The sequence below is a fragment of the Pelomicrobium sp. P1 genome (assembly GCF_052805615.1).
Window position 1 is genome coordinate 113,339 of the sequence record NZ_JBRBEM010000010.1, and the last position, 22,473, is coordinate 135,811.

General features: G+C 67.1%; 21 protein-coding genes and 2 pseudogenes. 15 read left to right on the forward strand and 8 right to left on the reverse strand.

Annotation, left to right across the window (positions count from 1 at the left end):
* Positions 1-64 precede the first annotated feature (64 nt).
* Both ACUVYZ_RS11335 and trxA read left to right on the forward strand, forming a co-directional pair.
* Positions 65-1,078 (forward strand): zinc-dependent alcohol dehydrogenase family protein, encoded by a 1,014-nt coding sequence (locus ACUVYZ_RS11335; RefSeq protein ID WP_439934561.1) that lies wholly within the window; start codon positions 65-67, stop codon positions 1,076-1,078.
* Between the two features lie 61 nt (positions 1,079-1,139).
* Positions 1,140-1,514, forward strand: coding sequence for a thioredoxin (trxA, locus tag ACUVYZ_RS11340; RefSeq protein ID WP_439934562.1), 375 nt, complete (start codon positions 1,140-1,142; stop codon positions 1,512-1,514).
* Here the strand turns inward: trxA and ACUVYZ_RS11345 are convergent.
* Positions 1,511-2,422 (reverse strand): LysR family transcriptional regulator, encoded by a 912-nt coding sequence (locus ACUVYZ_RS11345; protein ID WP_439934563.1) that lies wholly within the window; start codon positions 2,420-2,422, stop codon positions 1,511-1,513. The genes trxA and ACUVYZ_RS11345 overlap by 4 nt on opposite strands.
* A 101-nt stretch (positions 2,423-2,523) precedes the next feature.
* Between ACUVYZ_RS11345 and ACUVYZ_RS11350 the strand changes: the two genes are divergently transcribed.
* Positions 2,524-3,633, forward strand: coding sequence for an efflux RND transporter periplasmic adaptor subunit (locus ACUVYZ_RS11350; protein WP_439934564.1), 1,110 nt, complete (start codon positions 2,524-2,526; stop codon positions 3,631-3,633).
* Positions 3,634-3,663: 30 nt separating this feature from the next.
* On the forward strand, positions 3,664-6,822 hold the full coding sequence (locus ACUVYZ_RS11355; protein WP_439934565.1) for an efflux RND transporter permease subunit: 3,159 nt from the start codon (positions 3,664-3,666) through the stop codon (positions 6,820-6,822).
* Between the two features lie 154 nt (positions 6,823-6,976).
* Here the strand turns inward: ACUVYZ_RS11355 and cydX are convergent, their stop codons facing one another.
* From cydX to ACUVYZ_RS11380, 5 genes are all read right to left on the reverse strand, one after another.
* Positions 6,977-7,120, reverse strand: coding sequence for a cytochrome bd-I oxidase subunit CydX (cydX, locus tag ACUVYZ_RS11360; RefSeq protein ID WP_439934566.1), 144 nt, complete (start codon positions 7,118-7,120; stop codon positions 6,977-6,979).
* 9 nt (positions 7,121-7,129) lie between these two features.
* The gene (gene cydB, locus ACUVYZ_RS11365) at positions 7,130-8,272 is read right to left on the reverse strand and encodes a cytochrome d ubiquinol oxidase subunit II (RefSeq protein WP_439934567.1); all 1,143 of its coding nucleotides are present in this window, start codon (positions 8,270-8,272) and stop codon (positions 7,130-7,132) included.
* Between the two features lie 49 nt (positions 8,273-8,321).
* Positions 8,322-9,881, reverse strand: coding sequence for a cytochrome ubiquinol oxidase subunit I (locus ACUVYZ_RS11370; protein WP_439934568.1), 1,560 nt, complete (start codon positions 9,879-9,881; stop codon positions 8,322-8,324).
* An 18-nt stretch (positions 9,882-9,899) separates the two neighbouring features.
* Positions 9,900-10,124, reverse strand: coding sequence for a cytochrome oxidase putative small subunit CydP (cydP, locus tag ACUVYZ_RS11375; protein WP_439934569.1), 225 nt, complete (start codon positions 10,122-10,124; stop codon positions 9,900-9,902).
* A 123-nt stretch (positions 10,125-10,247) separates the two neighbouring features.
* Positions 10,248-11,702, reverse strand: coding sequence for a ChaN family lipoprotein (locus ACUVYZ_RS11380; RefSeq protein ID WP_439934570.1), 1,455 nt, complete (start codon positions 11,700-11,702; stop codon positions 10,248-10,250).
* Between the two features lie 264 nt (positions 11,703-11,966).
* Between ACUVYZ_RS11380 and ACUVYZ_RS11385 the strand changes: the two genes are divergently transcribed.
* The 11 genes and pseudogenes from ACUVYZ_RS11385 (at position 11,967) to ACUVYZ_RS11435 (ending at position 20,747) form a co-directional block, all read left to right on the forward strand.
* Positions 11,967-12,665, forward strand: a complete 699-nt coding sequence (locus tag ACUVYZ_RS11385) for a pirin family protein (RefSeq protein WP_439934571.1) — start codon at positions 11,967-11,969, stop codon at positions 12,663-12,665.
* A 44-nt stretch (positions 12,666-12,709) separates the two neighbouring features.
* Positions 12,710-13,336: an NAD(P)H:quinone oxidoreductase gene (wrbA, locus tag ACUVYZ_RS11390; protein ID WP_439934572.1), complete on the forward strand. Its 627-nt coding sequence runs from the start codon at positions 12,710-12,712 to the stop codon at positions 13,334-13,336.
* A 129-nt stretch (positions 13,337-13,465) separates the two neighbouring features.
* Positions 13,466-14,428, forward strand: coding sequence for a glutathione S-transferase family protein (locus ACUVYZ_RS11395; RefSeq protein ID WP_439934573.1), 963 nt, complete (start codon positions 13,466-13,468; stop codon positions 14,426-14,428).
* A gap of 5 nt (positions 14,429-14,433) precedes the next feature.
* Positions 14,434-14,736: a DedA family protein gene (locus ACUVYZ_RS11400; RefSeq protein ID WP_439934574.1), complete on the forward strand. Its 303-nt coding sequence runs from the start codon at positions 14,434-14,436 to the stop codon at positions 14,734-14,736.
* 180 nt (positions 14,737-14,916) lie between these two features.
* The gene (locus tag ACUVYZ_RS11405; protein ID WP_439934575.1) at positions 14,917-16,089 is read left to right on the forward strand and encodes a patatin-like phospholipase family protein; all 1,173 of its coding nucleotides are present in this window, start codon (positions 14,917-14,919) and stop codon (positions 16,087-16,089) included.
* A complete protein-coding gene (locus ACUVYZ_RS11410; protein WP_439934576.1) occupies positions 16,086-16,859 on the forward strand; it encodes a 3-hydroxybutyrate dehydrogenase in 774 nt (257 codons plus the stop codon). The genes ACUVYZ_RS11405 and ACUVYZ_RS11410 overlap by 4 nt, the downstream gene beginning before the upstream one ends.
* 18 nt (positions 16,860-16,877) lie before the next feature.
* On the forward strand, positions 16,878-17,651 hold the full coding sequence (locus ACUVYZ_RS11415; RefSeq protein ID WP_439934577.1) for a DODA-type extradiol aromatic ring-opening family dioxygenase: 774 nt from the start codon (positions 16,878-16,880) through the stop codon (positions 17,649-17,651).
* An 11-nt stretch (positions 17,652-17,662) separates the two neighbouring features.
* The gene (locus ACUVYZ_RS11420) at positions 17,663-18,160 is read left to right on the forward strand and encodes a disulfide bond formation protein B (RefSeq protein ID WP_439934578.1); all 498 of its coding nucleotides are present in this window, start codon (positions 17,663-17,665) and stop codon (positions 18,158-18,160) included.
* Positions 18,161-18,239: 79 nt separating this feature from the next.
* Positions 18,240-18,683 (forward strand): DMT family transporter, encoded by a 444-nt coding sequence (locus ACUVYZ_RS11425; protein WP_439934579.1) that lies wholly within the window; start codon positions 18,240-18,242, stop codon positions 18,681-18,683.
* A gap of 16 nt (positions 18,684-18,699) precedes the next feature.
* Positions 18,700-19,692: a quinone oxidoreductase family protein gene (locus ACUVYZ_RS11430; RefSeq protein WP_439934580.1), complete on the forward strand. Its 993-nt coding sequence runs from the start codon at positions 18,700-18,702 to the stop codon at positions 19,690-19,692.
* A gap of 89 nt (positions 19,693-19,781) precedes the next feature.
* Positions 19,782-20,747, forward strand: a pseudogene (locus tag ACUVYZ_RS11435) (pirin family protein).
* An 8-nt stretch (positions 20,748-20,755) separates the two neighbouring features.
* On the opposite strand, the pseudogene ACUVYZ_RS11440 reads toward ACUVYZ_RS11435, so the two are convergent.
* Positions 20,756-21,037, reverse strand: a pseudogene (locus ACUVYZ_RS11440) (transposase); the annotation flags it as partial.
* A gap of 80 nt (positions 21,038-21,117) precedes the next feature.
* Positions 21,118-22,347 (reverse strand): ISL3 family transposase, encoded by a 1,230-nt coding sequence (locus tag ACUVYZ_RS11445; RefSeq protein ID WP_439934581.1) that lies wholly within the window; start codon positions 22,345-22,347, stop codon positions 21,118-21,120.
* Positions 22,348-22,473: the final 126 nt, after the last annotated feature.

Sequence of the window (22,473 nt, forward strand, 5' to 3'; positions counted from 1 at the left end):
AGGGCGCATGGGCGCTTCAGCGCGCCACGGAAGCAAGAGGGTTCTCAAGCGATCGAGGAATGCCATGAGACAGTATCAGCTCCAGAAGCAGGGCGAAGCCTACGTTCCGGTCATCACCGAGCAGGCGAAATCCGTCCCCGGTCCGGGGCAGGTCCTGGTGAGGGTGCGCGCCTGCTCCCTCAATTACCGGGACCTGATCGTGGCGGGAGGCCGCTTCGGCGACAAGACCCAGGGGCTCGTGCCCCTTTCCGACGGCGCGGGGGAAGTGGAGGCGGTGGGGGAAGGCGTCACCCGCTTCGAGCCCGGGGACCGGGTGGCGGGCTGTTTCTTCCAGGACTGGATCGACGGCCCCTTCGAGATGCGCTACCACGCTTCCGCCCTGGGCGGGGACGCGCCGGGGATGCTGGCCGAATACGTAGCGCTTTCCGAGCAGGGGCTGGTCCGGTTCCCCGAGCATCTATCCTTCGAGGAAGCGGCCTGCTTGCCGTGCGCGGCGGTGACCGCCTGGCAGGCCCTAGTGGTACGGGGCGGGCTCGAGGCGGGCGAGACGGTGCTCGCCCTCGGCACGGGGGGCGTATCCGTCTTCGCGCTGCAGTTCGCCGTCGCCCTGGGCGCGCGGGTGATCGTGACCTCGTCGAGCGACGCCAAGCTGGAGCGCGCCCGGGGACTCGGCGCGTGGCAGACCGTCAATTACAAGGCTGTAGCGGACTGGGACAAGGAAGTGTGGCGCCTGACCGATAAGCGGGGCGTGGACCACGTGGTGGAAGTGGGCGGCCCCGGCACCCTGGAAAAGTCCCTGGCGAGCCTGGCCGCCGGTGGCCACGTGGCCCTGATCGGGGTGCTGACGGGCTTCGGCGCGCCCACGGGCAGCCTCTTTCCCCTGGTGGCGAAGAACGCCCGCATGAACGGCATCTACGTGGGGTCCCGGGCCCATTTCGACGCCATGAACCGGTTCATCGCCGAAAGGCGCTTGACGCCCGTGATCGACCGGGTGTTCCCGTTCGAGCAGGCCGCCGAAGCCTACCGCTACCAGCAAAGCGGCGGGCATTTCGGCAAGATCGTCGTGGCAGTCCCGTGAACTCCCGGTTTTCCCGATGGTCACAACAGGACTTTTATTTTCACCTCCCAGGGGGATCGCGATGGCCGTCGTGGAGCTGACCAAGGACAACTTCGAGGAAGTCGTCACCCAGAACGACTTCGTGGTGATCGACTTCTGGGCGCCCTGGTGCGGTCCCTGCCGGGGCTTCGCCCCCGTATTCGAGGCGACCGCGGAGAGGCATCCGGGCATCGTCTTCGGCAAGGTGAACACGGACGAGGAGCAGGCCCTGGCGGCCCACTTCGGCATCCGCTCGATCCCCACCCTGATGGTGTTCCGCGAGCAGGTGATCCTCTACGCCCAGCCGGGGGCCCTGCCGGCCTCCGCCCTGGAGAGCGTGATCGAACAGGCCAAGGCCCTGGACATGGACCAGGTGCGCCGGGAGATCGAGCGGGAGCAGGCCGCGGACCAGGATTAAGGCAGAAGCTTCAGCCGCCCCCGGAACGAGGCGTCCCCGGTGATCCGCTCGACGAACCAGGCGAGCGCCTTGCCCCGGTGGGCCGTGCGCCAGGCGAGGAACAAGGGCGCCGGCGCCTTCTCTTCCCCGGTCCGCTTCGCGATCAGCCGCCCGTCGGCCAGGTAGGGCTCCGCCACGTGCCGGGGCAGGTAGCCCACGCCCAGGTTCAGCGCCTGGGCACGGGCCTTGGTGCCCAGGTTGTGGACGGTGAGCACGTCCTGGCCCGAGAGCAGGCCGGTGGTGCGCGCGGGCAACTGGCGGGAGCTGTCCGCGGCGGCCACCGACCGGTGCTGTAGGATCTGCTCGCTCGAAAGGGGTTCCTCCGCCGAGGCGAGGGGATGGCCCGGGGCCACGGCGAAGACGAACTCCACCCGGCCCAGGGGACGGACGGTGTAGCCGCCCCCCGGGGGACCTTCGCCGGGGGCGCCGATCGCCAGGTCGGCCCGGTCGGTGAGCAGGGCGTCCCAGCAGCCCCCCAGCACTTCGGCCTGGAGCCGGATGCGGGAGCCGCACTCGGCCCGGTAGAACTCGCCGATCAGCGCCAGGACGGGATCCACCGGCAGGATGTCGTCGTAGGCGATGCGCAGCTCCGCCTCCCAGCCGGTGGCGACCCGCTTGACCCGGGCTTCCAGGGCGTCGGCGGCCCGCAGAATCCGGCGGCCTTCCTCGAGCAGTTCCCTCCCCGCCTCGGTGAGAACGGCCCGGTGGCCGCTCCGGTCGAACAGTCTGACGCCCAGGTCCTCTTCCAGCTTCTGCACGGTGTAGGTGATGGCGGAGGGCACCCGGTGGAGCTCTCCGGCGGCGGCCGCGAAGCTGCCCTTGCGGTCGATGGCGTCCAGGACGTGGAGCGCCTCGAGGGTCAAACGCATGATTCAGGGGCTCTGAATGATTTCCCGGAATTATTTCGCTGGCAGCACCGCCGGTGCAACGTTAGACTAAGATATTTTTAGAAACTTTTTCTCAATTTTCCTTGAAGCAGGCAGCAAAGACAGCGCTGATCGCAGTTCTCGCCCTGGGGGTGCTGGGGGGCGCGGGCCTATGGTGGCGCAATTCCCACCCCCCTTCCGTGGCGGCGAAACCCGCCTCTTCGGGCGATCAAAGCCCCACGCCGGTGACGGTGAGGGCGGTGGAAGTCAAGCGCGCCACCTTGCGGGAGGAGGTGGGCGCCGTGGGCACCCTTCTCGCCAACGAGTCGGTGATCATCCGGCCGGAGGTGGACGGCCGGATCAGCGAGATCCACTTCAGCGAAGGCCAGTCCGTGAAGCGGGGCGCCAGGCTGGTGTCCCTGGATGCGTCCGAAATCGAGGCCCAGCTCGCGGCGGTGGAAGCCGAGGTCACCCTTAACCGCAACCGCTTCAAGCGGGCCCAAGAGCTCAGGGAAAAGAACTTCATCAGCGCCCAGGCCCTGGACGAGGCGCGGGAAAACCTGAACCAGTCCCTGGCTCGCCAGGCCGAGATCAAGGCGCGCCTGGACAAGATGGTGATCCGCGCCCCCTTCGATGGTGTCGTGGGCTTGCGGCAGGTGAGCCCCGGTGCCTACGTGAACAAGGGGCAGGACATCGCCCGCCTGGAGGGCATCGGCACCCTCAAGCTCGATTTCCGCGTTCCGGAGGTGTTCCTGAGCCGCCTGAGGGTCGGCCAGGAGGTGGCGGTCGCCGTGGACGCCTATCCGAACGAGCAGTTCAAGGGGCGGATCTACGCCATCGAGCCGGCGGTGGACGAGCAGACCCGCACCGTACTGCTGCGTGCCCTAATTCCTAACCCGGGTGTGAGGCTCAAGCCAGGCATGTTTGCCCGGGTGAGCCTCACCCTCGGAACGCGGGAGAACACTCTGGTGGTCCCCGAAGAGGCCATCGTGCCCCGGGGCCAGGACTTCTTCGTCTTCAAGGTGGTGGAGGGCCGCGCCGTGCTCGCCCGGGTGACCCTGGGCTTGCGCCAACCAGGGCAGGTAGAGATCTTGAGCGGGCTCGCCTCGGGCGAGCTGGTGGTGACCGACGGTCACCAGCGCATCCGGGACGGGGCTCCGGTCGCCCTCCTCGGGTCGGCGTCGGCGACGGCCGCGAAGCTCGGCAGCAGGTAGGCCTGCCCGGATATTTCACGATAGCGTCCCATGTTTCTTCCCGAAATATCGGTCCGCCGCCCGGTGCTCGCCACGGTGATGAGCCTCGTCATCGTGCTCCTCGGCGCGATTTCGTTCCTGCGGCTGACGGTGCGCGAGTATCCCAACATCGACGCCCCGGTGGTGTCGGTGCGCACCGTGTACAAGGGGGCGAGCGCCGAGGTGGTGGAGAGCCAGATCACCAATCCCCTGGAGGACGCCCTCTCGGGCATCGAGGGCATCAAGACCTTGAAGTCCGTCTCCCGGGAGGAAGTGAGCTCGATCACCATCGAGTTCGTGACCGAGCGGGATGTGGACGCGGCGGCCAACGACGTGCGCGACCGGGTGGCCCGCAGCCGGAGTCTCCTGCCCGAGGCCGCCGACGACCCGGTGGTGGCCAAGGTGGAGGCGGACGCCCAGGCCATCATGTGGCTGCGGCTCTCCAGCGACCGCCACAATCCCCTGGAGATCACCGATTACGCCGACCGCTACGTGGCCGACGCGTTGAAGACCATCCCCGGCGTCGCCAGCGTGATCATCGGCGGCGAGCGGCGCTACGCCATGCGCATCTGGCTCGACCGGGAACGGCTCGCCGCCTACGGCGTCACCGTGCAGGACGTGGAAGACGCCCTGCGGCGGCAGAACGTGGAGGTCCCCGCCGGGCGCATCGAGAGCCGCAACCGGGAATTCACGGTGCTCTCCGCCACCGACCTGCAGACCCCCGCACAGTTCAACAACCTGATCATCCGGGAGGTCAACAATTACCCGGTGCGGCTCAAGGACGTGGGACGGGCGGAGCTGGGGGCCTACGACGACCGCAACATCGTGCGGGTCGATGGCCGGGAGGCGGTGGGGCTGGGCATCGTCAAGCAGTCCACCGCCAACCTGCTGGACGTGGCCAACGGGGTGAAGGCCATGATCCCGCGCCTGCAGCAGACGCTTCCCGACGGGATGCGGCTCAACGTGTCCTTCGACCGCTCGGTGTTCGTGGAGGCCTCCATCGACGCGGTGTACAGGGTTCTCGCCGAGGCGCTGGTGCTGGTGGTGCTGGTCATCTTCTTCTTCCTGAGGAGCCTGCGGGCGACCCTGATCCCGTTCGTGACCATCCCCGTGTCCCTGATCGGCGCGTTCTTCGTCATCTGGGCGCTGGGCTTTTCCATCAACGTGCTGACGCTGCTCGGCATCGTGCTGGCGGTGGGCCTGGTAGTGGACGACGCCATCGTGGTGCTGGAGAACATCCACCGCCACATCGAGGAAGGGATGAACCGGCTCGCCGCCGCGTTCCAGGGGGCGAGGGAGATCGCCTTTGCGGTGGTGGCCATGACCATCACCTTGGCGGCGGTGTTCGCGCCGCTCGCCTTCGCCACGGGCAACACCGGGCGCCTGTTCACCGAGTTCGCCCTCACGGTGGCGGCGGCGGTGCTGGTGTCCGGATTCGTGGCGCTCACCCTGACCCCCATGATGTGCTCCAAGCTCCTGCGCCACCAGGCGCGGCACGGCCGGCTGTACAACGCCCTGGAGGGGTTCTTCCACTGGCTCGCCCGGGCCTACCGCTCCTCCCTGGAGAGGAGCCTGCGGCACCGGGGGCTGGTGGTGGCCGTCTTCCTCGGGGTCTCCGGCATCGGCGCGGCCCTGTTCATGCAGTTGCGCTCGGAGCTGGCGCCGCTGGAGGACCGGGGCATCTTCATCGTGGTGCTGACTGCGCCGGAAGGGGCGACGCTGGAGTACACGGACCGCTATACCCGGGATCTGGAGCGCATCCTCAAGGAGATCCCGGAGATCCGTTCCTTCTTCACCGTGGTGGCGCCGGGGCTGGAGAAGCCCAACCCGGTGAACAATGCCCTCGCCTTCGTGAACCTCCACGACTGGAGCGCACGGCGGCGCAACCAGTTGGACATCACCGACGAGCTGACCCCCCGTTTGATGAAGGAGCTGCCCGGGGTGCTGGCGTTTCCCATCAATCCGCCGTCCCTCGGCCAGAGCTTCCGCAGCGCGCCGGTGCAGTACGTGATCCAGGGCACCTCCTGGGAAGAGCTGGAGCGGGCGGCGGAGCGGATGATGGAGCGCGCCCAGCAATTCCCGGGCTTGATCAACGTGGACACGGACTTGAAGCTCAGCAAGCCCCAACTGGCCGTGGAGATCGACCGGGACAAGGCGGCGGCGGTGGGGGTGGAGATCGAAACCATCGGGCGCACCCTGGAGACGCTCCTCGGCGGCCGCGACGTTACCCGCTTCAAGCGCCAGGGCGAGCAGTACGATGTGGTGGTCAAGCTGGAGGACAAAGACCGGGTCGAGCCCTCCGACCTCACCCAGATCTACGTGCGCAACCGTAACGGCCAACTGATCCAGCTCTCCAACCTGGTGACGGTCAAGGAAGGGGTGGCGCCGCGGGAGCTCAACCACTTCAACCGCTTCCGTGCCGCCACCCTTTCGGCGCGGCTTGCGCCCGGCTACACCCTGGGCCAAGCCCTCGACTTTCTGGACCAGGCGGCGGCCGAGGAGCTGGGCAATCGCTTCACCACGGATCTGGACGGCCAGTCCCGGGAGTTCCGGGAGTCCGGAAGGCAGCTCTACTTCGTGTTCGTGCTGGCGCTGGCTTTCATCTACCTGGTGCTGGCGGCCCAGTTCGAAAGCTTCAGGAGCCCCTTCGTGATCATGCTCACCGTGCCGCTGGCCATCACCGGGGCGGTGCTCGCCATGTACGTGCAGTCGCTGATCAACCCGCGCTACGGCACGCTCAACGTCTATACCCAGATCGGGCTGGTGATGCTGATCGGCCTGATCACCAAGAACGGCATCCTGATCGTGGAATTCGCCAACCAGTTGCGGGACCGCGGGCGGGAGAAGCTGGAGGCGGTGATCGAGGCCGCGTCCCTGCGCCTGCGCCCCATCCTCATGACCAGCCTGGCCACCACGTTCGGCGCCGTCCCGATCGCGCTCGCCACCGGCGCTGGCGCGGAGTCTCGCCAGGCAATCGGCTGGGTCATCGTGGGAGGCGTGTCGGTGGGCACCTTCTTCACCCTGTACGTGATCCCCACCATGTACACCTTCATCGTCGGCAAGCGCGAGATCCTTACCACCGAGGAGCTGGAAGCCCAGGTGGCCGCCGCTCGCGGCGGAGCCGAAGCACCCCCGGCCCATGCGCCCGCCGGCCGGGCCGAGGGCGGCTAGGCAGTTTCACCACAAGACACAGAGGAAAGAAGAAAAAGAAATTTTCAGCGCGAAGGGCGCAAAGGGCACAAAAAAACTTCATAAAAAGAAAAGAGCTGTCTCTTCTTTTGCGTGCTCTGCGCCTTTGTAGCTGACCGCAGCGTCCTGCGGCGCCCTATGGCCGCTCACCGGCGGCTTCGAGGGCCTGGGTTCCCTCGGCCGCCTCGTCGGCGAAGCCTTCCGCCTCCAGCCACATGACGTTGATGATGCCGAAGGCCAGCGCGCAGCCGATCCCCAGAATCCAGGCGAAATACCACATGATCGCTCCTCAGTAGGACGTGTGCTCCTCGGACTTGATCTTTTCCACCGTGACCTTGCCGCCCAGCACCCGGTATACCCAGCCCGTGTAGGCGACGATGAGGGGCAGGAACAGCACCACGGCCCAGAACATGATTTCCAGCGTCTTGTGGCTGGAGGTCACGTCCCAGGCGGTCAAGCTGCTGTTGGGATCCGACGAGGAAGGCATGACGAAGGGGAACATGGAAAGCCCGGCCGTCAGGATCACCCCGGTGACCGAAGCGCTGGAGGCGACGAAGGCGATTCCGGAGCGGTTCACGGCGGCGAACAGCATCGCCATCGCCGCGCCGGCGAAGCCGAGGGCGGGGGCCAGCATCGTCCACGGATAACGCTGGTAGTTGTCCAGCCACGCGCCGGTCGCCTTTTCCACCACCTTGGCGGTCGGATTGGGTACCGCGTCGAGGGGCGGCATGGACACGATGCGGTAGCCCTCGACACCGTAGGTGATCCAGAATCCGCCCGCCGCGAACAAGGCCATCATGAGGACGGCGGCGATCCAGCCGGCGCGGCGCGCTCGTTCGTAGATCGCACCCGCGGTCTTGATCTGCAGGTAATGGGCCCCGTGCATCACCAGCAGGGCCACGCTCAGGAGGCCGCAGAACAGGCCGAAAGGGTTGAGCTGGGCGAAAAAGCTGCCGGTGTAGAACACCCGCAGATCCCGGTCGAAGTGGAACGGCACCCCCTGGAGCAGGTTGCCGAAGGCTACCCCGAAGATGAAGGCCGGCACCACGGCGCCGGCAAAGAGCGCCCAGTCCCAGGCGTAGCGCCAGCGCAGGTCCTGGATCAGGCTGCGGTACTTGAAGCCCACCGGGCGGAAGAACAGGGCGTAGAGAGCGAGCAGCAGGGCGATGTAGAAGCCAGAGAACGCCGCGGCGTAGGCCAGGGGCCAGGCGGCGAAAAGCGCTCCGCCCGCGGTGATGAACCACACCTGGTTGCCCTCCCAGGTGGGGGCGATGGCGTTGACCACCACGCGCCGCTCGTAGTCGTCCTTGCCGATGAAGGGGAGCAATGTGCCGATCCCCAGGTCGAAGCCGTCGGTCACCGCGAAGCCGACGATCAGCACCGCGACGAACAGCCACCAGATGAGCTTGAGCGTCTCGTAGTCGAAGATCATGCCGACCTCCCGAGAAGGTGTTTCCGCTTTCGCGGACCCGGCGTTTCCTTTACGCCCCTCCTGCCTGGGGCTGGCGTTCCCAGTAGTACCGCCCCGTGTGCAGCGACGATGGCCCGAGCCGCGCATACTTGAACATCAGGTACAGCTCGATCACCAGCAGGAGCGTGTAGAAGAACACGAACCCCGCCAGGCTGAACCAGACCTGCCTCGGCTCCAGCGGCGTGGCGGAAAGAAACGTGGGCAGGACCTCGGCGATGGTCCACGGCTGGCGGCCGTACTCGGCCACGAACCAGCCCGCCTCCGCGGCGATCCAGGGGAGCGGAATCGACCACAAAGCGAGCTTGAGCAGCCAGCGCCTCTGCTGCACGGTGCGCCGAGCGCAATACCAGAAGGCGAAGATAAAGATGAAGAGGAACAGGAATCCCAGGCCCACCATGAGGCGGAAGGTCCAGAACAAGGGCGCGATCCGCGGGATGGCGTCGTCCGCCGCCGCTGCGATCATCTGGGGCGTGGCGTCCACCACGTTGGGCGTGTAGCGCTTCAAGAGCAGCGCGTAGCCCAGGTGCCCGCGGGTCGCTTCGAACAGGGCCCGGGTGGTTTCGCTCGCGTCCCCGGAGCGCAGCTTCTGGAGGGCGCCGTACGCCTGCATGCCGATCTCGATGCGCCTCTTCGCCCGCTCCTTGAGCTCCTTGATGCCGATCACCGGTTCGTCCACGGAACGGGTGGCGATGATCCCCAGCACCCAGGGGATGCGTACGGCGTAGTCGGTGCGCTCGGCCTCCTCGTTGGGCAAGCCGAACAGGGTGAAGGCCGCGGGGGGGTCGTGGGTGTCCCATTCGGCCTCGATGGCGGCGAGCTTCACCTTCTGCACCTCCCCCACGGTGTAGCCCGACTCGTCGCCCAGCACGATGACGGAAAGGGCGGAGGCCAGGCCGAAGCCGGCCGCCACGGCGAAGGAGCGCTGCGCAAAGCCCACGTCGCGGCCTTTGAGCAGGTACCAGGAGGACACGCCCAGCACGAACATGGCCGCCGTGACGTAGCCCGCAGCCACCGTATGGACGAATTTCACCTGGGCGACCGGGTTAAACAGGAGCGCCCCCAGGTCCGTGAGCTCCATGCGCATAGTCTGGTCGTTGAACTCGGCCCCCACCGGGTAATTCATCCAGCCGTTGGCGATCAGGATCCACAGCGCCGAGAGGTTGGAGCCCAGCGCCACCAGGAAGGTCACCATCAGGTGCTGGACCTTGGTGAGCCGGTCCCAGCCGAAAAAGAACAGCCCGACGAAGGTCGCCTCCAGGAAAAAGGCCATGAGCCCTTCGATAGCGAGCGGCACCCCGAAGATGTCGCCCACGTAGTGGGAAAAATACGCCCAGTTGGTGCCGAACTGGAACTCCAGGGTGATGCCGGTGGTGACCCCCATTACGAAGTTGATGCCGAACAGCTTGCCCCAGAACTGGGTCATGTCCTTGTACACCTGCTTGCCGGTCATCACGTACACCGACTCCATGATCACCAGGATCCAGGCGAGCCCCAGGGTGAGGGGCACGAACAGGAAGTGGTACATGGCAGTGATGGCGAACTGAAGCCGGGAGAGGTCGACGACGTCCACTGGAGCGCTCCTTTCGGCCTAACGAGAGAGCCCTGCGGGTTCGGGTGCCATGCCGGCCACCGCCTGGCCCACCTCCTCGGGGGTGAGCCGGGCGTCGATGCGGTCGGAGAACCACAGCCACCAGATCAGGAACAGGAGGACGAACTTGACCGCCAGCGCCACGCCCAGCTCCCATCGAAGCGACGAGGGGCGCGGGAGCCGGAGCCGCTTGGGGCGGGCGGTGCGTAGCGAGAATCGCTTCATTCCAGGGCGTACTTTAACGCAAGAAACGGCCCGTGTGACCGCAGAAGCCGGCCGGCGCGTTGCCTTCCATCGGCGGGTCTGCGCCCGGCGCCGCGTTTCCTCCAGCGGCCCTCGGGAATCCAGCTACAGAACTTTTAACAACTTGTCATGCGCTCGGTTGCTATAGTGTTTCCATCCCCGGGTGGAGAAGCGGCGAGGTGCGGGATGGACGAAGGCAAGGCAGCGCTGGAGCACAGGCTGGAGGCGCTGGAGACAAGGGTGCGGCGCCTGGAGACTCTGGTGGGGGAGCGATGGGCGGAGACCTCCAGGGCGTCCGGTTCGCAGCGGCCGTCCAACGGCGGCGGGCACGGGGTCACGGGGCCCCGGGCGCCGGCTCCGGTTCGGCGAGGCGCGGCGTCCGCGCCGGGCGGCCCGGTGGCGGCGGGCGCGGCCCTCGAGGCGTTCCCCCACGTGATGCAGACCCTGGCGCTGACGTGGGGGCATCCCGAGTGCGAAGCCTATCTCGCCCGCCTGGTGGTGGACGAGCGGGGCTGTCGCCGGGGTTTCTCCGTGGACGCGATGGACGAGCTCTTGTTCCTGTCCGAGCTCCTGCGCTTTCGCAACGCCATGGCCCGGCTTCCGGCTCGGCCCGGCAAGCCCACGGACGTCTGGGAAGAGAGCGCCGGGCGCCGCGGCCGTCCCGTTTTCTAGCCGGAAGCGCGGGCGCCTCAGCGCCTCGCAAGGATCGGCGCGGGGTGCGGCGCCTGTGAACACCAGGTAGTCGCCCTGCCGGGCGTCGCCATAGTCCGACGGCGCCCGCTTGCGAGGGTCCACTTCCACCATGGCCACGCTCGCGATGCGCGCCCCCGGCGCGCGGATGGCCAGATAGCGGGGGATCCCCCAATCGGGCCGGGTATGGCTGCGGCCGGCGATGGCCACCACGGGCCCGCCCGTTTGGGTCCAGCCTTCCAGCAGGCGGTCCGCCATCCAGGCGTCGCGCAACTGCTGGACCGCCACCATGCCGGGAAGCGCTTCCCGGGGAAGCTGCCGGCAGTGGGATTCGTACAATTCCTCTTCCAGCCTTGACCGCTCGGCTTCCGGCAAGGCTTCCAGGGCGAGCCGTCGCAGCCGCTCGTCGTCCAGGGCAGCGAGGCCGCGGCTGCGCACTTCCCGCTCCAGCGCCCGGGGAGCCCCGGCGGCGATGAGGGCCATGCGGGCCTTGATCGCCGCCTCTGCGATGGGCTGATACAGGGACCAGGCCGGCCAGCCCCGTTCCTCCCAGCGTAGCGCCGCCCCTAGCCGCGCCGCATCGACGGGATCGTCCCGGGCGTGGACTTCCAGGGCGGCCGCTTCGTCGGCGGTGATCATCTCGAAGGCTACGGCTCCCTGGCCAGTAGTATGTCCGGCCCTCCCGAGTTGCTCCACGATCCAGGCCTGGATCCGGTGGTGGTCGCTGTTGTCGTGGATCTCGCCGAGGAGGACGAAGTCGGCTTCCCTGAGCCGGGCCAGGAGCTCCACCGAGGAGACGAACCGCTGGGCGCCGGGTGACCAGATCCGGCCGGTGAGGGGGTGGTCTAGCCCCAGGCTCAACGGCGGCATGGCCAAGGCCCACCCGCCCGTCCATTCCATCGCCAAGAGGACAAGGGCCAGGCTATAGCCCAGACTCCTCCAGAGACTCCAGCCCGCCCCCCGCTTTTTGTTATACCTATGAATTTCATAAGAAATCGTCGATTCTAGAGCAGTCATTTATTTTGAATGCTTTTATCAGAAAGTTCCGCTTTGAATCTTAAACATGCGCTCATATCATGAGCGGCGGTAGTGTGTTAATTAGATTCAATTCCATTGATGTTTTTGGAGGAACCGATGCTCGAGGTCCGCAGGAGCGGAGAGCGCGGTCATGCCCATCACGGCTGGCTGGACAGCTATCACAGCTTTTCGTTCGCCGAGTACTACGACCCCCGGCACATGGGGTTCGGGGCGCTGCGGGTCATCAACGAAGACTGGGTGCAGCCGGGCCGGGGCTTCGACCCCCACGGGCACCGGGACATGGAGATCGTCACCTACGTGCTGGAGGGGGCCCTCGCCCACCGGGACAGCATGGGGAACAGCTCCGTCATCCATCCCGGCGACGTGCAGCGCATGAGCGCCGGCACGGGGATCGTCCACAGCGAGTACAACGCCTCGAGGGAGGCGCCGGTGCACCTGCTCCAGATCTGGATCGTGCCCGAGCGCCGGGGGCTCGCGCCCGGCTACGAACAGAAGCACTTCCCGGAGGCCGAAAAGCGGGGGCGGTTGCGCCTGGTCGCCTCCCCCGACGGCCGGGACGGCTCCGTCACGATCCACCAGGACGCCCGTCTTTACGCCGCGCTCCTCGATGGCGCCGAACGGGCCGTGCATCGCCCGGCGCCGGGACGGCGGGCCTACGTGCACGTGGCGCGGGGGCAGGTGACGGTGAACGGTCAGCTCCTAGAGGCGGGCGACGCCCTCAAGGCCAAAGGCGTGGACGAAATCGTTCTCGACCAGGGCGAAGGGGCCGAGGTGCTCGTGTTCGACCTGGCGTAACTTAAGCTCGTCACAGCGTTTTACTTTGTCGAAAGGAGAATCCCATGACGACCAAGATTCAAGTCGTGTTCTACAGCATGTACGGCCACGTCTACAAGATGGCGGAGGCGGTCGCCGCCGGCGCCCGGGAGGTGGACGGGACCGAGGTGACCCTGTACCAGGTGCCCGAACTGGTGCCGGACGACGTTCTGGAGAAAAGCGGCGCCAAGAAGGCCCGGGAGGCTTTCGCCCACGTACCGGTCATCCGGCCCGAGCAGCTCGCGGAGGCCGACGCCATCCTCTTCGGCACGCCCACTCGGTTCGGCAACATGGCGGCCCAGATGCGCAACTTCCTCGACCAGACCGGCGGCTTGTGGATGAAGGGCGCCCTGATCGGCAAGGTGGGCAGCGTCTTCACTTCCACCGCCAGCCAGCACGGGGGCCAGGAGACTACCCTCACCAGCTTCCACTCGACCCTGCTGCACCAGGGCATGGTGATCGTGGGCGTGCCCTATTCCGAGCAGCGGCTGCTCACCATGGAAGAGATCACGGGCGGCACGCCCTATGGAGCGACCACCATCACCGGTGCCGACGGCTCGCGCCAGCCCAGCGGCAACGAGCTGGCCATCGCCCGCTTCCAGGGCCGCCACGTGGCCCAGATCGCCAAGCGGCTCAAGAGCGGCATCGCGTGAGGCGGCCCGTCGATTGCGTAGGGCTTCCCCGGTGCGCTGAACGTGCGCCTTGGCGCACCGTTCACCGGGATCTATGAGCCACGGATGGGCACGGATTTTCACGGATAAAGCAGGGATCGTCTTCTCTTCATGACGGGGGCATTGATCCAAGGCAAATGGACGCCGGGGTGGTACGACACCGGCCGGACCGAAGGCGAGTTCGTCCGCGCCGAAGCCCGGTTTCGCCGCTGGGTGACGGCGGACGGCTCGTCGGGATTCGAGGCCGAGCCCGGGCGGTACCACCTCTACGTCTCCTATGCCTGCCCCTGGGCCCACCGTGCCCTCATCTTCCGCAGCCTCAAGAGGCTGGAAGCGGCGGTGCCGGTATCCGTGGTGGAGCCGATCATGTCGGACGAAGGATGGGCTTTCAGCCCCAGCCTTCCCGATCGCGTCAACGGCTTCGGACACCTGCACCAGGTCTACACCGCCGCGAAGCCCGATTACACCGGCCGGGTGACGGTTCCCGTGCTGTGGGACACGAAGACGCATACCATCGTGAGCAACGAGTCCGCCGACATCATCCGCATGTTGAACTCGGCCTTCGACGCTTTCACCGAGGTCCGGGCCGACTACTACCCGGTGCGGCTGCGTAAGGAGATCGACGCGGTCAACGACTACGTGTATGCCCACGTGAACAACGGGGTCTATCGCTGCGGCTTCGCTACGACGCAAAAGGCCTACGAGGCGGCTTTCGACCGGCTGTTCGACGCCCTGGACACCCTGGAGCGACGGCTCGCGGACGCCCGCTATCTCGTCGGCGGCGTGCCGACCGAGGCGGACTGGCGCCTGTTCACGACCCTCGTGCGCTTCGACGCGGTGTACCATGGTCACTTCAAGTGCAACCTGCGGCGCATCGAGGACTATCCCAACCTTTCCAACTACCTGCGCGATCTGTACCAGGTGCCGGGAATCGCGGAAACCGTGAAGATGGACCATATCAAGCGCCACTATTACATGAGCCATCCTCACATCAACCCGACCCGCATCGTGCCCAAAGGGCCCCTGGTCGATCTCGTCAAGCCCCATGACCGCGGCCGTTTCGGCCCGGCGTGACCGCCGTGGAACAGGTCCTCGCCTTTTTCGAGCAGCACGGCCTCCTCGCCGTGTTCATCGCGGTGTTCCTGGAGCAGGTGGGCGCGCCGCTTCCCGCGCTGCCGGTGCTGTTCCTGGCGGGGGCGATGGCCGCGGGGCACCCCGCCTTCGGCGTGCTGGCGCTGGGCGCCGCCATCGTCGCCTCGACCCTGGGGGATTACGCCTGGTATCGGGCCGGACGGCGCATTCCTGGCGCGCGGCCCGTAGACCTGGACGACCTGGAACGCGCCGTCGACGACATCCCGCCCGGACAGGATATGATTGTCTAGTGCGCCTGCCCGAACGAAGCGACCGCAGTCAAGGTGGCGCGACTACTGGCGGCGCGGGGATTCCGCCGGGTGCGTCCCCTTGCGGGAGGCATCGACGCGTGGGTGGCAGCGGGGTTCGCCCTGGAGACCTTAAGCGGGGATAATTCTGGGGGATGCCGCTTGAAGGGACGGATCGCGGAGATGGGGCCGACGCCTGACGGGAATGGGGAGCGTGCCAACGCCGAAGCTCGGGGCTTGTTCGCGGCCCGGCCGCAGATCAGGCGGCTCGCGCTCACTCTCCAGGGGGGCGGGGCGCTGGGTGCGTACCAGGCGGGCGTCTATCAGGCGCTGGAGGAGCACGGCTTCGCACCCGATTGGGTCGCGGGCACGTCCATCGGCGCCATCAACGGCGCCTTGATCGCCGGCACTCCTCCCGGCGCCCGGACCGAAAGACTGCGGGCGTTCTGGCAGAAGGTGGCCGACCGCGACTGCGTCGAAAGCGATGGCGCGCCGCCGGCCGTGCGGCAATGGTCCGGCTGGCACGCGGCGTGCAACGCCATCCTTGCCGGCCGTCCCGGATTCTTTACCCCGCGCCTGCCATGGATGTTCAATTCCGAGGCGCCCGAATCCCTGGGTTTCTACGATACGGCGCCGCTCAAGGAGACGCTGCTCGAGCTGGTGGACTTCGACCGGCTGAACGACGGACGAACCCGGCTCTCCGTCGGGGCCGTCCACGTGAGGACGGGAAAGCTGCGCTATTTCGACACCCGCTTTCAGCGCATCGGCCCCGAGCATATCATGGCGAGCGGCGCGCTCCCGCCGGGCTTTCCGCCGGTGCGGTTGGACGGGGAACTGTACTGGGACGGGGGCATCTACTCCAACACGCCGCTGGAGATCGTCCTGGACGATTATCCGCGGGTGTCGACCCTTTGTTTCATGGTGGACCTTTTCGATCCCGCGGGAGCGGAGCCGGCGACGATCGCGGAGGTGCTGTCCCGGCGCAAGAGCATCGCCTACGCCAGCCGCTCGCGCCAGCACCTGGAAGACTACGCAAGAGTGCACAACCTGCGCCGGGCGGTCCAGGCGCTGTACACGCGCCTGAGCCCGGAGTTGCAGCAGGACCCGCTGGTGCGCAAGCTGGCGGGGCTCGGTTGCCAGACCACCATGGAGGTGGTGCACCTCGGTTACGCCGACCGACCGTGGGAGCTGGAGACCAAGGACATCGATTTTTCCCGCTGCGCCATCGACGCGCGCTGGACCAAGGGGTACCGGGACGCGTGCCGGGTCCTCGAGCGCAAGCCCTGGCTCGAGCCGGTGCCGCCCGGCACGGGAGCGGTGGTGCACGAGATTACGGAAGGCGAGGGGAAGCCATGAAGCTCAAAGACAAGGTGGCGCTGGTAACCGGCGCGGCGAGCGGCCTGGGCAAGGCCATCGCCACGATCTTCCTGCGCGAGGGCGCCCGGGTGGCCGTGGCCGATCTGAACCTCAAGCAGGCCCAGGCCGTGGCGGCGGAGCTGGGGCCGAACGCCCTCGCCGTGGGCATGGACGTGACCAACGAAGCCCACGTGGAGGAGGGCTTCGCGAAGACGGTGGAGCGCTTCGGCGGGCTGGACATCGCGGTGTCCAACGCCGGCATCCAGCACCTGGACAGGATCGTGGACCTCTCCTACGAGAACTGGCGCAAAGTGGTGGCGGTGCATCTGGACGCGGCTTTTCTCGTGACGCGGGCGGCCATGCGCCGGATGATCCGCCAGGAGCGCGGCGGCGTCCTTCTGTACATGGGCTCGGTGCATTCCAAGGTGGCTTCGCCCCTCAAGGCGCCCTATACCGCCGCCAAGCACGGCATCTTGGGGCTCGCCCGGACGGCGGCCAAGGAAGGGGCCGAGCACGGCATCCGGGTGAACGTGATCTGCCCCGGCTTCGTGCTGACGCCCCTGGTCAGGCAGCAGATCCCCCAGCTCGCGAAGGAGCAGGGCATCAGCGAAGAGGAGGTGGCCAGGAAGATCTTCCTCAAGGACACGGTGGACGGTGAGTTCACCACGGAGGAAGAGGTCGCGGAGGCGGCCCTATTCCTGGCGGCCTTCTCCACTAACGCTCTCACGGGGCAGTCCCTTATCGTGAGCCACGGCTGGCACATGGAATGATCCGCGGGTGAGCGGCGAATGAAGCGGCAGCCGGTCCTGTTCGTCTCCCACGGGGCGCCCACCCTGCCCCTGGAGCCCACCGCGGCGCGGGATTTCCTGCGCACCCTCGGGCGTGAACTGGAGCGGCCGCGGGCGGTGCTGGCGGTCTCCGCCCACTGGGCGACGGTGATACCCCACGTGACCGGGGCGTACAACCCTTCCACGATCCACGATTTCTGGGGCTTCCCCCACGAGCTTTACGCCTTCAAGTACCCTGCTCCCGGAGCTCCCGAGCTGGCACAGCGGGCCGTCGAGGCGCTGGAGGCCGAAGGCTTCGAGGCCGCGATCGACGCCGAGCGCGGCCTCGACCACGGCGCGTGGGTCCCGCTGCTCATCATGTTCCCCCAGGCCGACGTGCCGGTCGTGCAGCTCTCGATCCAGCCCCACTTGGGGCCGCGCCATCATTTGCACCTGGGCGAGGCGCTGGCACCCCTGCGGGAGGAGGGGATCCTGGTGCTGGCGAGCGGCTCCGCCACTCACAACCTGTACGAGTTCGGCCGTTATGCCCTGGACGCTGCGCCGCCCGCCTGGATGGCCGAGTTCAGCGACTGGCTGGCGCGGCACGTGGAGGCGGGAGACACGGAAACCTTGCTCGCCTATCGCCGGCAGGGACCCCAGGCGGCCCACAACCACCCCACCGAGGAGCACTTGCTGCCCCTCTTCGTGGCCTTGGGGGCGGGGGGCCGGGGCGAGCGGGTGCATCGGAGCTTCGCCCACGGTATTCTCGCCATGGACGTGTACCGGTTCCATTAAGGCGATGACGGATGCGGACGCGAGCAGGCTTCTTTGCGGGTTTCCTCCTGTGCCTGGGCGTGCTGGGCTACGCCCTCTACCTCCAACACGGCCAGGGGCTCGAACCCTGCCCCCTTTGCATCTTCCAGCGGGTGGTCTTCATCGTGCTGGGCGCCTTGTTTCTGCTGGCGGCGGCCCATGGGCCGGGGCCCCGCGGCGCGGCGCTCTATGCCGGCGTCCTGACGATAGTCGCGGCGGTGGGCGCGGGCATCGCGGTGCGCCATCTCTGGGTGCAGTTCGGCGCGCCGCCCCAGGTGGCCGACTGCGGCGCGGACCTGTATTTTATGCTGGATACCCTGCCGCTTTCCGAGACGCTGGCGCTGGTGTTCCGGGGCAGCGGCGAGTGCAGCGACACCCAGTGGAGCTTTCTCGGCCTCACGATTCCCGGCTGGTCCCTGGTGTTTTACCTGCTCCTGGCCGGGCTTGCCGTCGCCATCGTGCTCCAGGCCCGTCGCGGCGCTCGGGCATAGCTTGCGGTATCCTTGGCGCGGGCCGTTGCCGGTCTTGCCCGCGTGACCCGTTTGCCACGAGAAACAAGAAAGGACGCCCATGAAGCTCGTGCTCTCCGCGCTCGCCCTGCTGATCGGCGCGCTGATGCCGGTTCAGGTCGGCATCAACGCCTCCCTGCGCGCCCTGCTCGGGGAACCGCTCCTCGCCGGGCTCGCCAACATGGTGGTGGGGCTCCTGTGCGTGTTGCTGGTGCTGGCGGTGCTGCGGGTGCCGTGGCCTTCGGCCGCGGCGATGGCCTCGGTGCCGGCGTGGGCCTGGCTGGGTGGAGCCATCGGCGCCGCCGTCGTGGTGGTGACGCTGGTGGCCGGTCCGGCGCTGGGTGCGGCGACCCTGTTCGTGCTGGTGGTGACCGGCCAGATCGCGGCCTCCATTCTGCTCGACCACTTCGGCGTGCTGGGCTATCCCGTGCGGCCCATGAGCGGGCTGCGGGTCGCCGGCGCCCTGATGCTGATCGCCGGCGTGGTGCTGATCGTGAAAAACTAGACCAGGAGGAGAGACGATGAAGGCGATACGCGTGTTCGAGTTCGGCGGACCGGAGCAGCTTCGGCTGGTAGAAACGGAAGTACCCCGGCCGAAGGAGGGCGAGGCGCTGGTGAAGCTCGCCTACGCCGGCGTGAACTTCATCGACGTGTACATGCGAAACGGAAGCTACGTCCGCTCCCAGACCTACCAGACGCCCCTGCCCATGACGCTGGGCATGGAAGGCGTGGGCGAGGTGGTGGAGGTGGGACCGGGGGTGGACCGGGTCCGCGCGGGTGACCGGGTGGGCTATTGCCTGGTGCGCGGAAGCTACGCCGAGTACGCGGCGGTGCCGGCCTGGCGCCTGGCGAAGATCCCCGAGGGGATACCCGACCCCATCGCGACGACGCTCATGCTCCAGGGCTGCACCGCCCACTACCTGACCCATTCCTGCTACGAGCTCAAGCCCGGCAGCACCTGTCTCGTGCACGCCGGCGCGGGCGGCGTGGGACAGCTTTTGGTCCAGCTCGCCAAGCTGCGCGGGGCGACGGTGCTCGCCACGGTGGGCAGCGCCGACAAGGCCGAGATCGCGAAGGCCCGGGGCGCGGACCACGCGATCCTCTACCGGGAACGCGACTTCCGCGAGGCGGTGATGGAAATCACCGGCGGCAAGGGCGTGGACGTGGTCTACGACGCGGTGGGCAAGGACACCATCGCCCGCAGCATCCGTAGCCTCCGTCGCCGGGGCCTGTGCGTCAACTACGGCGGCGCCTCGGGGCTGGTGAACAGCATCGAGCCGCTGGAGCTGGGGGAGGCGGGCTCGGTGTACTTCACCCGGCCCCACCTCGCCGACTACACCGCCACGGCCGAAGAGATCGAATGGCGCACCGGCGACCTGTTCCGCTGGTACCTGGAAGGGAAACTCACGGTCGCCGTCGACCGGGAATATCCCCTGGCCGAGGCCGCCGAGGCCCACCGCCACCTGGAAGGCCGCGGCACGCGGGGGAAGCTGCTGCTCAGGGTGATGCATTGAGAAAGTGCGCAGCCGCCGATCGGCCTTATCAAGCGCGCAGGAGTAAGTTCGTCAACCAGTTTCCGCAAGCTCGACGATAAGGAGCGTTCATGAGCTGGCACGACTGTCCCGAGGCCCAATGCCGTTTCGCGGCAGCCGAGGTCGATCCCGTCGAAATGGTGATCGTGCCGCGCACGGGGATCTCGGCGGGTTCGAAGTGCGGCGGGCGCTCCCATCCCGCCAGCGGCGGATGGTGGGCCCGTTCGTCTTCCTCGATCAGATGGGTCCGAGCGACTTGCCCCCGGGCGCAGGGCTCGACGTGCGACCCCACCCCCACATCGGGCTCGCCACGGTGACCTACCTCTTCCGCGGCGAGATCCTGCACCGGGACAGCCTGGGTACGGTCCAACCGATCCGCCCGGGGGAGGTGAACTGGATGACCGCGGGGCGCGGCATCGTCCATTCCGAGCGTACCCCGCCCGAGCACCGGGCTAAAGGGACGGAACTCTTCGGCATCCAGGCCTGGGTGGCGCTGCCCGTGGCGGCGGAGGAGACCGAGCCCGCCTTTGCCCATCATGACCTGGCGAGCCTGCCGCTGATCGGGAAGGCGGGATCGACGGTGCGCCTCATAGCCGGATCGTTCCTGGGCGCGCGCTCACCCATCGAGACTTTTTCCGAAACGCTGTACGTCGATGTACAAATGGCTTCGGGCGCCGCCCTCTTCGTCGACGACGCCTACGAGGAGCGCGGGCTTCTATGTGGCCGAGGGCGAGGTCGAGCTGGCCGGCCAGGTCCATGGGGCGGGCCGGCTCCTGGTGCTACGGCCGGACCATGCCGTGATCGCCAGAGCGGTTAAGCCCAGCCGGATCATGCTGCTGGGCGTGGAGCCCACGGACGGGCCGCGCTCCATCTGGTGGAACTTCGTCTCCTCGCGCAGGGAGCGCATCGAGCGGGCGAAGGCCGACTGGCGCGCCGGCCGCTTCGACCCGGTGCCCGGAGAGACCGGGTTCATCCCGCTGCCCGACATGCCGGGACCTGAGGCAGATCTGCAAAGGAATGTGAATGGCCGTGGATAGAACCTATCTCAAAATTGCCTTAGCAGCATGGTGATACACGCTAACTGCACGAAACCCAGGGAGTTTGCGGCGTAGTATTCCCAGCGAACCAAGAGGCGGCGCTTCCATTGCAACCAGGCAATGAACCTCTCCACGATCCAACGCCGCTCGTAGCGCCGCAGCCGTCGCCCGTCCTGGGTCTTGAGCTTGCGGTTGGAGCGATGCGGCGCAATGAGCTCCACGCCCTCCTTCTTCAGCTCCTGGTCCAGGGTGCGACTGTCGTAGGCGCGATCACCAATCAAGATTCTCGGGTTTTGCTTCGATCATGTAGAAGTCGAAGCTCAACTGCACGGCTCTTTTGAATTTTGGGCTCTGTTGAATTTCGAGTGGGTTAACACGCCACATGCGGATTGAGTTTCGAGAAGTCGAGCTTGCCGGCCAGCAGGAAGATCACGGTGCGGATCGTGGAGAGCCGCACATAGCCGCGTGCCTTGCGTTTGGCGGCCTGGAACAATCCGTTCAAGGCCTCCAGGAACCCGTTGGTCGCGTGCGTCTGCGCCCAGGCGATGATCCCCTCGAAGTGACTGCGGATCAGCCTGGCGACCTCCTTCATCGGCTCGACCTTGGAGCGCATAACGTTCGTGCACCATTGGGCGAGCAGGGTGCGCACCACGTTGATCTGCCTGCGTTCGAGGATCTCGCGCAGCTGTTGCCGGTAAGCCCAAGCGCGCGCCGTGCGCTTGGTGCTCACCTGGGCGATGATGGCATCGAGGTCAGCCCGTTGGCTCTCCGGCAACCGATCCCGGTCCTTGAGCAGCGCCCAGCGCAAGCCCTTCAGATCGGGGTCGGTCTTCTGCTCCAGGCGGCGCGTTTTGTCGACGGCGGCAGAGGCATGGGCGATGACGTGGAATTTGTCGAAGGTGATGCGCGCGTTGGGCAAGTGGTCGGTCACGCCCTTGATGAAGGCCGGCGACATGTCGATGCTCACCGAGCTGATTTGGCTGCGCGTGGCCTGGCGTTCGGTGAGGTGCTCGGCCAGCCGCTCGATGGTTTCGGCGTCCTGGCCCTCGGTCACGAATATCACCTTGCGCTCTTTGGCATCGGCGGCAACGGTGAGGTCGTTGTGCCCACGCCGATAGGAGGTCTCGTCGAGGGCCAGCGCCGTCGTTGCGGACAGATCGGCCTCGGCCGCGGCCAGCTCCACATAGCGGGCGCAAATCGCCTGCACCCGGTGCCAGGATTCGCCCACCGTGCGGTCCACCGCCGCAAAGGGCATCTCGCGTGCAAGGGCGAGCACCAGCGCCTCGAAGAGCAGCGTGAAGCCCGAGAGCTTGCCCGCCCAGTCGGGTTCGACCAGCACCACCCGCCCGTCGGGCAGCTTCACCCGGGGCTGCCGCACTTCCAGGTAGCACTCGTGCTGGAAGAAGTTCAGATGCCGGTAACGCTTGACCTGGGTGTCGTGCACCGGGTGCAGCCCGGCGGCCGCCGGATGGGCAAAGCGGCTGCCGGCGGCAAAGTCGATTCGAATCGTCAGGGTCTTCTTGGCGGCATCGAAATCGATGCCCTGGACGAACCAGGGCGAGGTAACACCGAGGGCGGCTTCAAACAATCGGTTGTGCATGATCGCGTTGTTGTCTCCAAGGCTGGATGCCGCATTGTGCCGCATCCAGCCTTGGACGAGCGTATCGGCCTGAAGTCGCCGTCAAGGGTACGCTGCGCCGGACGGCAAAAGGCGCGCCGCCCGCCC